The sequence below is a fragment of the Pseudomonas quercus genome (assembly GCF_012033695.1).
In the GTDB taxonomy this organism is placed as follows: domain Bacteria; phylum Pseudomonadota; class Gammaproteobacteria; order Pseudomonadales; family Pseudomonadaceae; genus Aquipseudomonas; species Aquipseudomonas quercus.
Window position 1 is genome coordinate 100,284 of sequence record NZ_JAAVJI010000003.1, and the last position, 13,459, is coordinate 113,742.

The 13,459-nt window shown below is 60.6% G+C and carries 16 protein-coding genes; 13 read left to right on the top strand and 3 right to left on the bottom strand.

Translation table 11 applies throughout. The features are described 5' to 3' along the window. The 3 genes from HBH25_RS06845 to ureC all read left to right on the top strand — a co-directional run bounded on the left by HBH25_RS06845 (position 1) and on the right by ureC (position 2,636). Positions 1–537, top strand: coding sequence for a GNAT family N-acetyltransferase (locus HBH25_RS06845; protein ID WP_168082837.1), 537 nt, complete (start codon positions 1–3; stop codon positions 535–537). Further along, on the top strand, positions 534–839 hold the full coding sequence (locus HBH25_RS06850) for an urease subunit beta (protein ID WP_168082839.1): 306 nt from the start codon (positions 534–536) through the stop codon (positions 837–839). Before HBH25_RS06845 ends, HBH25_RS06850 begins: the two co-directional genes overlap by 4 nt. 96 nt (positions 840–935) lie before the next feature. Next, positions 936–2,636: an urease subunit alpha gene (gene ureC / locus HBH25_RS06855; protein WP_168082841.1), complete on the top strand. Its 1,701-nt coding sequence runs from the start codon at positions 936–938 to the stop codon at positions 2,634–2,636. 94 nt (positions 2,637–2,730) lie between these two features. On the opposite strand, the gene HBH25_RS06860 is transcribed toward ureC, so the two are convergent. Continuing rightward, positions 2,731–3,669, bottom strand: a complete 939-nt coding sequence (locus HBH25_RS06860) for a DnaJ C-terminal domain-containing protein (protein ID WP_168082843.1) — start codon at positions 3,667–3,669, stop codon at positions 2,731–2,733. 208 nt (positions 3,670–3,877) lie between these two features. Here HBH25_RS06860 and HBH25_RS06865 point away from each other — a divergent pair, with 208 nt between their 5' ends. Beyond that, positions 3,878–5,143 carry an Hsp70 family protein gene (locus tag HBH25_RS06865; protein WP_168082845.1) on the top strand — a complete coding sequence of 422 codons (1,266 nt, stop codon included), beginning with the start codon at positions 3,878–3,880 and terminating at the stop codon, positions 5,141–5,143. A gap of 71 nt (positions 5,144–5,214) precedes the next feature. On the opposite strand, the gene HBH25_RS06870 is transcribed toward HBH25_RS06865, so the two are convergent. Beyond that, positions 5,215–6,225 carry an AI-2E family transporter gene (locus HBH25_RS06870; protein ID WP_168082847.1) on the bottom strand — a complete coding sequence of 337 codons (1,011 nt, stop codon included), beginning with the start codon at positions 6,223–6,225 and terminating at the stop codon, positions 5,215–5,217. 178 nt (positions 6,226–6,403) lie between these two features. Between HBH25_RS06870 and osmE the strand changes: the two genes are divergently transcribed. From osmE to HBH25_RS06890, 4 genes are all read left to right on the top strand, one after another. Beyond that, positions 6,404–6,745: an osmotically-inducible lipoprotein OsmE gene (gene osmE, locus HBH25_RS06875; RefSeq protein ID WP_168082849.1), complete on the top strand. Its 342-nt coding sequence runs from the start codon at positions 6,404–6,406 to the stop codon at positions 6,743–6,745. A 133-nt stretch (positions 6,746–6,878) separates the two neighbouring features. Beyond that, the gene (locus HBH25_RS06880) at positions 6,879–7,412 is read left to right on the top strand and encodes a ferritin-like domain-containing protein (RefSeq protein ID WP_168082851.1); all 534 of its coding nucleotides are present in this window, start codon (positions 6,879–6,881) and stop codon (positions 7,410–7,412) included. A gap of 156 nt (positions 7,413–7,568) precedes the next feature. Next, on the top strand, positions 7,569–7,871 hold the full coding sequence (locus tag HBH25_RS06885; RefSeq protein ID WP_168083504.1) for a type II toxin-antitoxin system RelE/ParE family toxin: 303 nt from the start codon (positions 7,569–7,571) through the stop codon (positions 7,869–7,871). Continuing rightward, positions 7,868–8,161 carry an addiction module antidote protein gene (locus tag HBH25_RS06890; RefSeq protein ID WP_168082853.1) on the top strand — a complete coding sequence of 98 codons (294 nt, stop codon included), beginning with the start codon at positions 7,868–7,870 and terminating at the stop codon, positions 8,159–8,161. Before HBH25_RS06885 ends, HBH25_RS06890 begins: the two co-directional genes overlap by 4 nt. Before the next feature lie 45 nt (positions 8,162–8,206). Here the strand turns inward: HBH25_RS06890 and HBH25_RS06895 are convergent, their stop codons facing one another. Further along, positions 8,207–10,279 (bottom strand): AsmA family protein, encoded by a 2,073-nt coding sequence (locus HBH25_RS06895; protein ID WP_168082855.1) that lies wholly within the window; start codon positions 10,277–10,279, stop codon positions 8,207–8,209. Positions 10,280–10,560: 281 nt separating this feature from the next. Between HBH25_RS06895 and HBH25_RS06900 the strand changes: the two genes are divergently transcribed. The 5 genes from HBH25_RS06900 (at position 10,561) to HBH25_RS06920 (ending at position 13,352) form a co-directional block, all read left to right on the top strand. After that, positions 10,561–10,737: a hypothetical protein gene (locus HBH25_RS06900; protein WP_168082857.1), complete on the top strand. Its 177-nt coding sequence runs from the start codon at positions 10,561–10,563 to the stop codon at positions 10,735–10,737. A gap of 233 nt (positions 10,738–10,970) precedes the next feature. After that, complete coding sequence (gene ureE, locus HBH25_RS06905) at positions 10,971–11,471, top strand: urease accessory protein UreE (RefSeq protein ID WP_168082859.1); 501 nt, start codon at positions 10,971–10,973, stop codon at positions 11,469–11,471. Then, positions 11,468–12,142, top strand: a complete 675-nt coding sequence (locus HBH25_RS06910; RefSeq protein WP_168082861.1) for an urease accessory protein UreF — start codon at positions 11,468–11,470, stop codon at positions 12,140–12,142. Before ureE ends, HBH25_RS06910 begins: the two co-directional genes overlap by 4 nt. 9 nt (positions 12,143–12,151) lie before the next feature. Continuing rightward, positions 12,152–12,766 carry an urease accessory protein UreG gene (gene ureG / locus HBH25_RS06915; RefSeq protein ID WP_168082863.1) on the top strand — a complete coding sequence of 205 codons (615 nt, stop codon included), beginning with the start codon at positions 12,152–12,154 and terminating at the stop codon, positions 12,764–12,766. 16 nt (positions 12,767–12,782) lie between these two features. Next, positions 12,783–13,352, top strand: coding sequence for a HupE/UreJ family protein (locus HBH25_RS06920; RefSeq protein WP_168082865.1), 570 nt, complete (start codon positions 12,783–12,785; stop codon positions 13,350–13,352). Positions 13,353–13,459: the final 107 nt, after the last annotated feature.

Below are 13,459 nucleotides of genomic sequence, written 5' to 3' on the forward strand. Positions count from 1 at the left end.
ATGAATGCTGCCCAGCTGCGCCGTGTGACAGAGGAAAGCTTCGCCCATTACCGCCAGGGGCTGATCGAGCTGCTGCTGGACGCTGTCGCCGGTGGTGCTTCCATCGGTTTCTTGAACACGATCGACGCCGCCGCGGCGCGGGATTATTTCGAGGCGGTGCACAACGATATTCGACGGGGCACGCGCCTGCTTTGGGTGGTGGTCAAGCACGAACAGGTGGTGGCCAGCGTACAACTGGACCTGTGCCAGAAGCCCAACGGCCGTAACCGCGCCGAAGTGCAGAAATTGCTGGTGCACACCCACAGCCGCCGTCACGGCCTGGCCCGGCAACTGATGGCCGAGTTGGAAACCGCTGCCCGCCAGGCACAGCGCGGGTTGCTGTACCTGGATACGGAAACGGGCTCTACCGCCGAAGACCTGTACCAGGGGCTGGGATACGAACGTGCGGGGCAGATTCCCGACTACGCGTGCTCGCCCGAGGGGCAGTACCGGCCTACCTCGCTCTATTACAAGATCTTGCAAGGACCCCGCTCATGATTCCAGGTGAATACCGCATCGACGCGGGTGAAATCGAACTCAATGTGGGCCGCCGTACCTTGAGCCTGACGGTCGCCAACCGGGGCGACCGCCCTATTCAAGTGGGCTCGCACTTCCATTTTTTCGAAACCAACGACGCCCTGGCCTTTGATCGCCCCGCTTCCCGCGGCATGCGCCTGAACATCCCGGCCGGCACCGCCGTGCGCTTCGAGCCGGGCCAGTCCCGGGAGGTAGAACTGGTGGAGCTGGCCGGGCTACGACGCGTGTATGGCTTTGCGGGGCGCGTGATGGGCGATCTTTGAACGCCCCTGCGCAGCAGGCTTCACGCGGCAAACAACGCCGCACACTTTCTTGCCGCTTGAAGCTTATGGCTTGAAGCTCAATTCCGAGGAACGAGGATGCGAATAAGCAAACACGCCTACGCCGACATGTTTGGCCCCACCGTGGGCGACCGTGTCCGGTTGGCAGACACTGAGCTGTGGATCGAGGTGGAGAAAGACTTCACCCACTACGGTGAAGAGGTGAAGTTTGGTGGCGGCAAGGTCATCCGAGACGGCATGGGCCAGGGCCAGCTACTGGCCGCCGAGGTGGTGGACACTGTCATCACCAATGCACTGATCCTGGACCACTGGGGCATCGTGAAGGCTGACGTGGGCTTGAAGAACGGCCGCATCGCTGCCATCGGCAAGGCCGGCAACCCGGACATCCAACCGGATGTGACCATTGCCCTGGGGGCCAGTACCGAAGTGATCGCCGGCGAAGGCATGATCCTCACGGCGGGCGGCATCGATACCCACATTCATTTCATCTGCCCGCAGCAGATCGAAGAAGCGCTCATGAGCGGCGTGACCACCATGATCGGTGGCGGCACTGGCCCGGCCACCGGGACCAATGCCACTACCTGCACACCCGGCCCATGGCACATGGCGCGGATGCTCCAGGCGGCCGACGCTTTCCCAATGAACATCGGCTTCACTGGCAAAGGCAATGCCAGCCTGCCCGGCCCCTTGATCGAGCAGGTGGAAGCGGGGGCCATCGGCCTGAAGCTGCATGAGGACTGGGGCACTACCCCGGCAGCCATCGACAACTGCTTGAACGTGGCCGACCAGTACGACATCCAGGTGGCGATCCATACGGACACCCTGAACGAGTCAGGCTTTGTGGAAACCACCTTGGGCGCATTCAAGGGCCGCACCATTCACACCTACCACACCGAGGGCGCGGGCGGCGGCCATGCGCCGGACATCATCAAGGCCTGTGGGCTGCCTAATGTGTTGCCCAGTTCGACCAACCCGACACGGCCGTTCACACGCAACACCATTGATGAACACCTGGACATGCTGATGGTGTGCCATCACCTGGACCCTAGCATCGCCGAAGATGTGGCCTTCGCCGAAAGCCGTATCCGCCGTGAAACCATCGCTGCCGAAGACATCCTCCACGACTTGGGCGCCTTCTCGATGATCAGCTCCGACAGCCAGGCCATGGGCCGGGTGGGCGAAGTGATCACCCGCACCTGGCAGACCGCCGACAAAATGCGCAGGCAGCGAGGGCCTTTACCAGAAGACAGCGAGCGCAATGACAACTTCCGGGCCCGCCGCTATATCGCCAAATACACCATCAACCCGGCCATCACCCACGGCATTAGCCATGAAGTGGGCTCGGTTGAAGTAGGCAAGTTCGCAGACCTGGTGCTGTGGCGCCCGGCGTTCTTCGGCGTTAAACCGACCCTGATCCTCAAAGGGGGCGCCATTGCTGCCAGCTTGATGGGCGATGCCAACGCGTCGATTCCCACCCCCCAACCCGTGCATTACCGGCCCATGTTCGGCAGCTATGCCGGCGCCCGCCACGCGACCAGCCTGACCTTTATCAGCCAGGCCGCGCAGGCCGCTGGCGTGCCAGAGCGGCTGGGGCTGAAGAAAACCATCGCCGTGGTCAAAGGTTGCCGTAACGTGACTAAAGCTGACCTGATCCACAACAGCTACCAGCCCCACATCGACGTGGACCCGCAAACCTACCAAGTGAAGGCTGACGGGGTGCTGCTGTGGTGCGAGCCCGCGGACGTGCTGCCCATGGCGCAACGGTATTTTCTGTTTTGATAGCGGCAAGCCTCAAGCCTCAAGCCTCAAGCTTAGATCGAGCGCCCTATAGCTTGTAGCTTGTAGCTTGTAGCTTGCAGCTTATGGCTCGCAGCTAAACACCCCGAGGATCGAACCCTGACTTACTGGCCAGTTGCTCCCACAGCGCCTTGGTGCTGTCGTTAGCAGGTGGCATCACGGCCTTCAACTGCACGAACAGGTCACCACGGCCGCCGCCCTTGATGGGCAGGCCGTTGTCCTTCACGCGCAGGCGTTGGCCGTTCTGACTGTCCGGGCGCACGGTCAGGTTGATACGCCCCGTCAACGTAGGCACCGGTACCTTGGCCCCCAAGGCCAGCTCCCAGGGGGCGACAGGTACTTCAACCACCAGGTCCGTGCCTTCGGCCGTGAAGCGTGGGTGCGGTGCATAGCGAATGGTGATGTACAGGTCACCTGCCTCACCGCCCGCATGGCCAGGGCCACCTTGGCCTTTGAGGCGTACGCGCTCGCCGTCGGCAACACCACCTGGAATTTTGACGTTCAGTGTTTTGGTAACACTGCCAGTAGGGTGCCCGGCTGCATTGTATTGTGGCACCCGGAAGCTAACCTGCTTGGACTCACCTGCCAGGGTTTCCTCTAGAAACAGCGCCAGGTCCAGCTCCACGTCCTTGCCCCGCCGGCTGGCATTGCGCGACTGCCCCCGGGCGTTGCCAAACGGGTTGCCCGCCCGGCTCTGGTTGCCGAAGATGGAGCTGAAGAAGTCGGAAAACTCAGCCTGTTCGCCACCGAAATTGCCACCGCCATACCCAGGCGGCGCCTGGAAGGGGCGGCCGTGCACACCGTACTTGCGAAGCTCGTCGTATTCGGCGCGTTTTTCCGGGCTGCTCAGCGCATCGTAGGCTTCGTTGGCCTCTTTGAAATGCGCTTCGGCATTGGGCTCCTTGCTCACGTCCGGGTGGTATTTGCGAGCAAGCTTGCGGTAAGCGGCTTTAATGGTCTTCTCGTCTGCGCTGGGCTCTACGCCAAGTACCTTGTAGTAGTCTTTGAAATCCATTTGTGGGTACCACCTGAAAAGAGGAAAGCGCGGGGGCGTCTTCAATCAGACGTTGCCTGTGGCAAAGGTTCGCGCGGGTAATGGCTTCTAGGTTGGGGCCAATAGCCAGCTTTCAAGGCACGAGCCCGTTAAAATAACCGACGCCTGCCCTTCGATTTCGTTGAACGCTGGCATACACTGCGCGGCCGTTTTTTTCCAAGGCCGACCCATGACCTCCGATTCCTTCGCTCGCGCCTGCGGCATCGACTTTGGCACCTCCAACTCCACGGTGGGCTGGTATCGCCCAGGCCAAGAGACCTTGCTTGCCCTTGAAGACGGCAAGATCACGCTGCCGTCAGTGGTGTTCTTCAACGCCGAGGAACGCCGCCCAGTCTACGGGCGCCTGGCGCTGAAGGAATACCTGGACGGTTACGAGGGCCGGCTGATGCGGTCGCTCAAAAGCTTGCTGGGTTCCAAGCTGATCAAGCACGACACCAGCGTGCTGGGCAGCGCCATGCCCTTCAAGGACCTATTAGGCCTGTTCATTACCCAGCTCAAGCAACGGGCCGAGCAGGCCGGTGATCGCGCATTCGACCAGGTCGTGCTGGGCCGCCCGGTGTTCTTTGTGGACGACGATGCCAGCGCCGATCAGGACGCCGAAGACACCCTTGCCGCCGTTGCGCGTAAGGTGGGCTTCAAGGATGTGTCCTTCCAGTACGAGCCTATCGCGGCCGCCTTCGACTACGAGTCCGGCATCGACCGTGAAGAACTGGTACTGATCGTCGACATCGGCGGTGGTACCTCGGACTTTTCCCTGGTACGCCTGGCGCCGGAACGCCGTGCCCTGACCGAACGCCAAAGCGATATCCTGGCGACGGGCGGTGTACATGTGGGCGGCACGGACTTCGACAAGCAACTGAGCATTCAAGGTGTAATGCCCCTGTTCGGGTATGGCAGCCGCATGAAAAGCCAAGCCCTGATGCCCACCAGTTTCCACTTGAACCTGGCCACCTGGCACACCATCAACGCCGTGTATTCGCAGAAGTCCCAGATTTCCTTGGGCAACATGCGTTACGACATTGAGGACACCCTTGGCATCGACCGCCTGTTCCGGCTGATCGAACAGCGCGCTGGGCATTGGTTGGCCATGGAAGTGGAAGAGACCAAGATCCAGCTCACCGAGGCGCCTAACCGGCTGCTGGCACTGGACCGCATCGAACCGGGGCTAAGTGTTGACTTGACCCGTACGCTGTTCGAAGGCGCCATCGAAGGCCTGTTAGGCCGCGTGCGCAACAGCGTGCGTGAAACCTTGGCGCGTGCAGGCATCACCGAAGCGCAGGTGGACACCGTATTCTTCACTGGTGGCTCCAGCGGTATCCCTGCCTTGCGTAACAGCGTTGCGGCCATGCTCCCCAACGCTCGCCACGTGGAAGGCAACCGCTTCGGCAGCATTGGCAGTGGCTTGGCCATTGAGGCCTGGCGCCGCTACGGCTGACGTCTGCGCATCGTGGCCTCTGTGGGACCGGGCATAGCCCGGGAAAAAACAGGTGCAGGTAGATTGTCGCCCTATACCAACCCCGCCTCGCGCAGCTCGCTCTTGAGGTACGCGTAGTAGATCGGCCCGGCCACCACGCCGGGCAGGCCAAACGCTGCCTCGAAAATCAACATCGCCAGCAGCAGCTCCCAGGACTTGGCACGGATTTGCCCACCTACAATGCGGGCGTTAAGGAAATACTCCACCTTGTGGATCAAGATCAGGTAGGCCAGCGCGCCCACTGCGACCCAGACCGAGATCGACAACCCTACGATGGTGATCAAGGTATTGGAGATCAGGTTACCGATCACTGGCAGCAACCCCAGCAGGAACGTGAGCACGATCAGGGTTTTGGTCAGCGGCAGCTTGATACCGATCAACGGCAGCACCACGGCCAGGAAAGTAGCGGTAAAGGCGGTGTTGAGTAGCGAAATCTTGAGTTGTGCAAATACGATGTTGCGGAACGCCTGCACCAGCAAACTCAGCCGGTGGTACAGGGCCGCGGCCAATGGCTGGCGCTCGGCATGCTCCGGCGCCCGCTGAAGTGCAATGATCGCGCCCAGCACCATGCCAATCAGCAAGGTGACAAAGGTATGCACAGCGTCCTTGCCTATCAGCTGAAGGTCGCTGAGGTGCTTGCCCATCCACGCCCCGATCGCCACACGAAATTCGGCAGCACTGGCGGGCAGGTACGCGTCGATCGCGGGCGGCAGCTGGCCCCTTGCCCGGTCTACCACCCTCATGAACTTGTCCAGCGACGCCCCGGGGTTTTCCACTTCGTGAAGCACCAGGCTGAACGCGCCGAAGAAGATCAGCGCCAGCCCACACACCACCAGCGTGCCCAGCAAGGCCACCGCCAGCCAGCGTGCCCGAGGCCCAGCGGTCAACCGTTGCAACTGGGGCGTAAGCATGTTGACCAGTTCGAAGACCAGAAGGCCCGCCAGCAGGCTAGGCAACAGGCGCAGCGGCAGCACCAACAATAGCCCGCCAATCACTAGCACCCAGCTGGCGATCAGTACATGACGTGACGAAAACGTGGGCATACGGCCTCGAACAAACCACCCGGAAAGGATGGGCAGTCTGCCAGTGAACGTGACGCTTAACCAGCCTTAAGCCGGGCGGCAGTGCAACGGCTAGCCACTGCATGGAAAGTTCGAACTCTTGCGCACAAGCAAAGCTCCAAATCCCATAGCCATTCCGGCTTTTCAAGGAGCGATACCCATGTTTCGGCAAACCCTGATCGCCGCTTCCACCCTCGCCATGCTTGCTGGTTGCCAGACCACACCCGAGAACCCTGTGGACTTTGTGACCTACCGCAATGAACCCTTGGTCAAGCAGGTAGAGAAAGGCATGACCATGCAACAAGTGAATACCATTGGCGGCCCGGCTTCCACGGTAGTACCAGGCACTGCAGGCTCCAGCAACGGGACCTGCAACAACTACGTCCTGAACCGCGAAGGCCACCAGCAGCCTTACTACGTGAGCTTCAACAGTGCGGGCCTGGTAGACACCAAGGGCTTCATGACCTGCGAACAGCGCAAGCAAAACGAAATGGCCAAGTGAGGCCCGGCCGCCTCACGCTTGGGTGAAACCTTCAGCGCAGCGGCCACTCACATCTAGACCGAGCCTGCCACGCGCCTAGAGCGCCCTGAACAGAGCAGGCCGGTTTCCGTGAACACTAGCCTGGAGAACCACCATGCTGAACCTGCAATTGACAGACAAGAACACCCTGCGAGAACGTGCCCGCCAGAACGTCGACAATGGCGCCGTGACCGAAGGCTATACCGCAGACCGCGAAGAGATCATTCGCCTTTTGAACGAATCACTGGCCACCGAACTGGTCTGCACCCTTCGCTACAAGCGTCACTACTTCATGGCAACCGGCCTCAAGGCCAGCGTAGCCGCTGAAGAGTTTGCCGAGCATGCACAGCAGGAAGCCGAGCACGCCGACCGCTTGGCCGAGCGTATCGTGCAATTGGGTGGCGAGCCGGAGTTCGACCCCGACAAGATTTCGGCCATGTCCCACGCCGAGTACAAAGCGGGCAACAACCTCAAGGAAATGGTCTACGAAGACCTTGTAGCCGAACGTATCGCCATCGATTCCTACCGTGAGATCGTGCAATACATCGGTGAGAAAGACCCCACCACTCGCCGCATCTTCGAAGACATCCTGGCCCAGGAAGAAGAGCACGCCGACGACATGGCCGACATCTTGGCCGACCTGAGCTGATTCTTTTCAGCAGCCAGGACAATAAACCAGGCGATGCCTGGTTTTTTTATGAACGCTGCTACCCTGCCTGAAAAACCACGTTACGAACTGCCGTTTACAAGCTTGACCAAGCGCCTTATTTTTTCACCTAAATGTGACTTATAAGCTACAGTGCACGTGAAAACGATCAGGCAGACAGCTACATTTCGGGCATGGGAACAAAAACTCAAGGACCAGCGCGCCAAAGCAGCCATAGCAGCGCGCATTTTTAGAGTAGCGAACGGCTTGATGGGAGATGTTGCACCCGTAGGTGAAGGCATCAGTGAACTTCGTATTCACTATGGCCCCGGATACCGCGTTTACTTCCAGCAACGCGGTGAAACGCTAGTCGTCCTGTTATGCGCAGGGGATAAGCGTACCCAGGCACGTGATATCGAGATGGCTAAAGCACTTGCAAGCAAATGGAGTGAACAGCAATGAATGGACAGCTCTATGAATATGATCCAGCGTCTGCTTTAACGGACCCCGAGAGCATAGCGGTATTTATGGCTGATGCTTTCGAGACAGGCGATGCAGGGCATATCGCTAAAGCACTAGGGGTAGTGGCCAGGGCCAAAGGTATGACGGAATTGGCCAGAGAGTCAGGGTTATCCCGTGAAATGCTCTATCGGTCCTTTAGCGAAAAAGGTAACCCAACGCTCAAAACCCTATTAGCGGTCATGAAAGCAGTAGGCGTGGATATGACAGCGCGTCGGCATCTGCCTACCTGAACCAAGTCAAGTAGGCAGTGCATTAGCAAATCAATTACATCTGCCTCACCTCACCGTTTTTGGCACCTTGCCCTGCTGCATCTGCTCCAGCAGTGGGCGGCATTCGTTGGGCGCCTTGTCGCCACTGGGCACTACCAGGGCCAACAGGCCAGCCGCCGGGGCTACAACCGCACCCAATGCCACCATGCCCGCGCCGCGCAGCAGCAGGGGCACGGTTTGCACACCGGCACTGGGCTTGGCGAACGTGCCACGAACGTACAAGGGGGAGCGCAGTGAGAACAGGCGGAAGCCTTTGGACTCGGGCGTTACCTTGAAGTCCATACGTTCAGTCTTGAAGTTGGCATCACCATCGATGTAAATCACCGCATTTTCGGTATCGAATACAAAGAGGTTGGTGCTGGCCAAGCCGTCTTTGATCCCCACGTCCGCTGCCGCACAATTGATCTTCACTTCCTTGTCGCCAAAGATTTTGCCCATCACATAGTTGCCGACGTTCAGGCCTGCGATTTCCATCAGGTCCCGGCTCACGGCGCCATCGTTGATCAACATCTTTACGCCACCATTGGATGTACCTAGCAAGGCGGCGACCGAGTTCCCGGTGCCTGAGAACTGTGCATCGCCGTTAAGCTCACCGAAGCTGGTGCGCATGGGTTCGAAGGTTGGGAACAGCTGCTTGAGCTTGAACCCGCGAGCGCTTAGCTTTGCCTGGCCCTGCAGTGGCGTGGAGCGGCCATTGAGGCCCACCTGGGCATTCAACTGGCCGCCTGCCACTCCAAAGCGCAAGGGCTCCAGGCTCAGCTTGCCATCGTCCAGCACTACATGGGTGTACAGGTCCGTAATAGGCAGGCTCTCGCTTTTCACGATGCGCTTGCCAGAAAACTCCACGTCGGCATCCATGGCACGCCACCGGTCAGTCTTGAACTCTTCGACTGGCAGCACCTTACCGTCAGGCTGCTTGCTTGCCCCACCTCGGGCCTTCTGCTCGGCGTTGGAGTCGGCACCGATCAAGGGTGCCAGGTCCGCGAACAGCAATTGGTTGGACACCAGCTTGCCAGTCAGTTTCGGCCGTGGCTGGGTCGCCGCAAAGCCCAGGTCACCGTGAATGTCGCTGTCACCGATACGCCCATTGAAGCCCTCGTAGCGGAACGTGGCGCCACTGGCCTCATGCAGGCGAGCGATCAGGTGGCCATCGGTGCTGTAGGCGGGTGAATCAGGCAGGTTCACACCCGTCAGCGGGAACAGGTTGCCCAGGCTGGTGCCTGACAGCTTCAGATGAAGGTCCAAGGCTCCCAAGTTGCGGGGGTCGGTCAGGGTGCCGACTGCAGCGGCATAGGTGTCGCCAGCGGTGACGTCCACTTGTACAGGGAACGGCTGGCGGGTGTCCTGCAGCGCCAGCAACCCACCGATCTTGCCATCACCTTTCACAGGCAGGCCTTTGTACTTGCCAGAGGCCTTGAAACCGAAGGCATAGTCCTGGGCGCTGTTGCCCTCTTTCTCTAACGCTTTGGCAGCGTCTGTCTGGCCTGCCAAAGCCTTGAAGGGGATGGGCTTGCCCAATGGGTCGATCAGCACCTCCACCTGAGTGTTCAAGGTAGCGTCGTCCAGGGTGACCTTGCCTTTGTCGAAGCCGATAGCGCCAATGTCCAATACCCAGCTGGAGGGCTCTGTCGACTCATCCTTCGGCCCCATGTCGAAGGTCCAGTTGGCGCGGCCATCCTTCAAGCGCTGAAGATCAGCGGTAGGCTCGGTCAAGTTGATACGAGGGATAACAATGTGCTGGGCCAGCAGCGGCAAGGGCGACAACCGAAACTCAATGCGCTTGAGGCCGGCCATCTGCGGCGTGCTGGACCAGTCTGGGTTACCCAGGCTGATGTCCTCGGCAATGAAATGTGGCCAAGGGACCCAGGCTTTCAGGCCGCCTTCGTCCGGCTCTCGCCCCCATTCCACAGCTAGGTTGCCGTTGATGGCGAACGGGCGATGCAAGGCGGCAGACACCTTCTCATTGAGCGTGGGCTTTACCCGATTCCAGTTGAACGTCGCGATAAACACCACAAGGGCGAGGACCAGCACCACAAGCGTGGCGACGGTCCAGGCAATGATACGAAGGGGGCGGGACATGGGTATCTCCTTTACAGCGACCCTGTTCTCTCATGAGCGCGCTAATGAATGGTCAGGCTTGTGACTACAGCGAGGCGGCGCTGGTTCGGGGGAACGTGCCTGGCTTGCCGTGCCATGGCGCATACCTGCCTTTTGGCAAGGTTAAGCGAGACTGGCAAAAAGGGCCGGAAGCCATCGTTCCGGTCGATGGTGACCATGCTCAGGATCGACTTCCGCAATGGCAGGCGCGGCGTAGCATAGGCAGCCTGAAACCTGCCCCACATTTTTTGGAATCGCCTGCCATGAAACACCTCTTCCTCGCTGCAGCCTTGTCTCTGGTTACCGTAAGTGCCTTCGCCCTGCCGGTTACTGACCAAGCCGTGGCAACTCAAGCCAAGCCAACAGCAGCCCTGAGTATTCAGCACACCTACAGCATTGCCCAAGATGGCGCAGACCGCAGCCTTTGCGCCACCGCCTAGGGCCTTTTACGGCTTTTACGCGCCCCGAGTTTGGAGACTGGCCTGCAGGCCTGTGCCACCCGCCCCATCAAGCACCGAAACGGTGCAAAAAAATAGCCTGGCGCACCACATTTAACCTCGCCCTGCCCCAATCCGACCCGCACTTCCCCGGTTTTGCTACGGCTTCATTCGTCTACCTAGTTTGGCAAGGCGCTTGCTCTACGCTTGTATCGGTCCTTGCCGGAAACTGACCCATGCTTGTGATACATCGCCGTCTATCAGCGCAGCCTACCTGGAATGCCGAGGTGCACCTTACCTATGAAGCTCGTAGCAAGAGCCGCTTGCGCTGCTTTGCACAGGGCGGGGAAGACGTGGGGCTATTCCTTGAGCGGGGGCAGCCTCCTTTACGTGACGGCGACTACCTGGAAGCCCAAGACGGCCGCATCGTTCGGGTATGTGCCCGGCCTGAATCGCTGTTGCACGTCACCTGTGCCAACGCTTTGGAATTGACCCGAGCGGCCTATCACCTAGGCAACCGCCATGTGGCGCTGCAAATCGGCGATGGCTGGCTACGGTTACTGGATGACCATGTACTTCGGGGCATGCTTGAGCAGTTGGGTGCGACGGTGCAGCCCCTGGAAGCACCCTTCCAGCCCGAGCACGGCGCCTATGGGGGCGGCCACCACCACTCCCATCAAGGTGAGGAAGGCTTCAACTATGCCCCGCGCCTGCACCAGTTCGGCGCCGTTCGATGACCAAAGCGTGGGCGCTGCTGCGCCTGGCCAGCCCACAACTGCCCATTGGCGGCTATAGCTACTCCCAGGGGCTGGAAATGGCGGTAGAAGCAGGCCAGGTACGTTGCCGAGCCACCGCTGCCACTTGGCTGCGCGACCAGCTTGAACTGAACCTGTGCCGGTTCGACGGCCCAGTGCTGCTGGCCCACTGTCGGTTGGCAGCCGACGAAAACTGGCCTGCCTTGAAGCAGAGAAGCGAAGAGCACCGTGCCAGCCGGGAAACCCGCGAGCTGCACCTGGAAAGCCGGCAGATGGGCTATTCGCTCAAACAACTGCTGTTGGGGCTACCCGAGCTGGATACTGCCGCACGCACCTTGCTCGATCACATGGACGAGCCCCACCTGGCACTCGGCTGGGCACTAGCCGCCCGGGCATGGGGCCTTTCTCCAGAAGATGCCTTGGCAGCTTGGCTCTGGGGCTGGCTGGAGAACCAACTGGCGGTGCTGATGAAGACCTTGCCCCTGGGCCAACAGGCCGCCCAGCAATTGACCAGCGAACTGCTCCCGGCATTGGAGCATGCCCAGCGCGCCACCTGCGCCTTGAACCCTACCCACATTGGCAGCGCCCCGTTCGGCCTGGCGTTGGCCAGCATGGCCCACGAACGCCAGTACAGCCGCCTGTTCAGATCCTAGGAGAACTGCATGAACACCCAACCCTTGCGTGTCGGTATCGGCGGCCCTGTCGGCTCCGGCAAAACGGCGCTGACCCTGGCCTTGTGCCTGGCCCTGCGTGAGCGCTACAACCTGGCGGTGGTCACCAATGACATCTATACCCGCGAAGACGCGGACTTCCTGGTGCGCAATGAAGCGCTGGCCCCTGAGCGGATCATTGGCGTGGAAACCGGGGGTTGCCCGCATACGGCCATTCGCGAAGACGCCTCCATCAACCTTGAAGCCGTGGATCAGCTGAACCGCCGGTTTCCTGGGCTGGACCTGATTCTGGTGGAATCCGGTGGGGATAACCTTTCGGCGACCTTCAGCCCTGAACTGTCGGACCTGACGGTGTACGTGATCGACGTATCGGCTGGGGACAAGCTGCCGCGCAAAGGTGGCCCGGGCATCTGCAAATCCGACCTGCTGGTCATCAACAAGATCGATCTGGCAGACCTGGTAGGCGCCTCACTGGACAGCATGGACCGGGACACACGCAAGATGCGCGGCGAGAAGCCTTTTGTGTTCAGCAATCAGAAAACCGGCCAGGGGCTGGACGCCATTATCGCCTTTATCGAACGTCAAGGCCTGCTGAACGCAGCCTGACCACAAGGAAGCCCTTATGACCCGTAAGCAGTTGATCGCCACGCTTGCTCTGTTCGCCTTGCCCGCCATGGCATTCGCCCACCCCGGCCATGGCCAGGGCCTGCTGGCCGGCGCCAGCCACCCCCTCAGTGGCCTGGACCACCTGCTGGCCATGGTTGCCGTAGGCCTGTGGGCAGCCCAGCAGGAAGGCCGCGGGCGCTGGGCACTGCCCTGCACGTTCCTGGTCGCCATGCTGGCAGGTGGCGGCCTTGGCTTTGCCGGTGTAGCCCTGCCGGGCCTGGAAAGCGGAATTGCAGCCTCGGTACTGGCGCTGGGCCTGGCTGTGGCGCTGGCCGTGCGCCCGCCGCTGTCGCTGGCAATGATCGCCACCGCAGGCTTTGCACTGTGCCATGGCATGGCTCATGGCCTTGAGCTGCCGGCCATGTCCAGCGCCTGGGCCTATGCGGCCGGCTTCATTGGTGTCACGGCCGCCTTGCATGCCGCAGGCTACGCCGTTGTCCGCTGGCTGCCCCATGCAGCTGCGCCCCTGGTACGCCTGGCAGGTGCAGCGGCAGCCATTGCTGGGGGGTATCTGCTGGCAGCGTAGCGCTATGCGTGGCCAAGGCCGGCACCCACAGGGCTGTGGCGCCTGCCAGGTGTGCCGACCTGGCCTTGGTTTTCTGCTAGAGTGGCGCGCATTTGCCGCCCCATGAA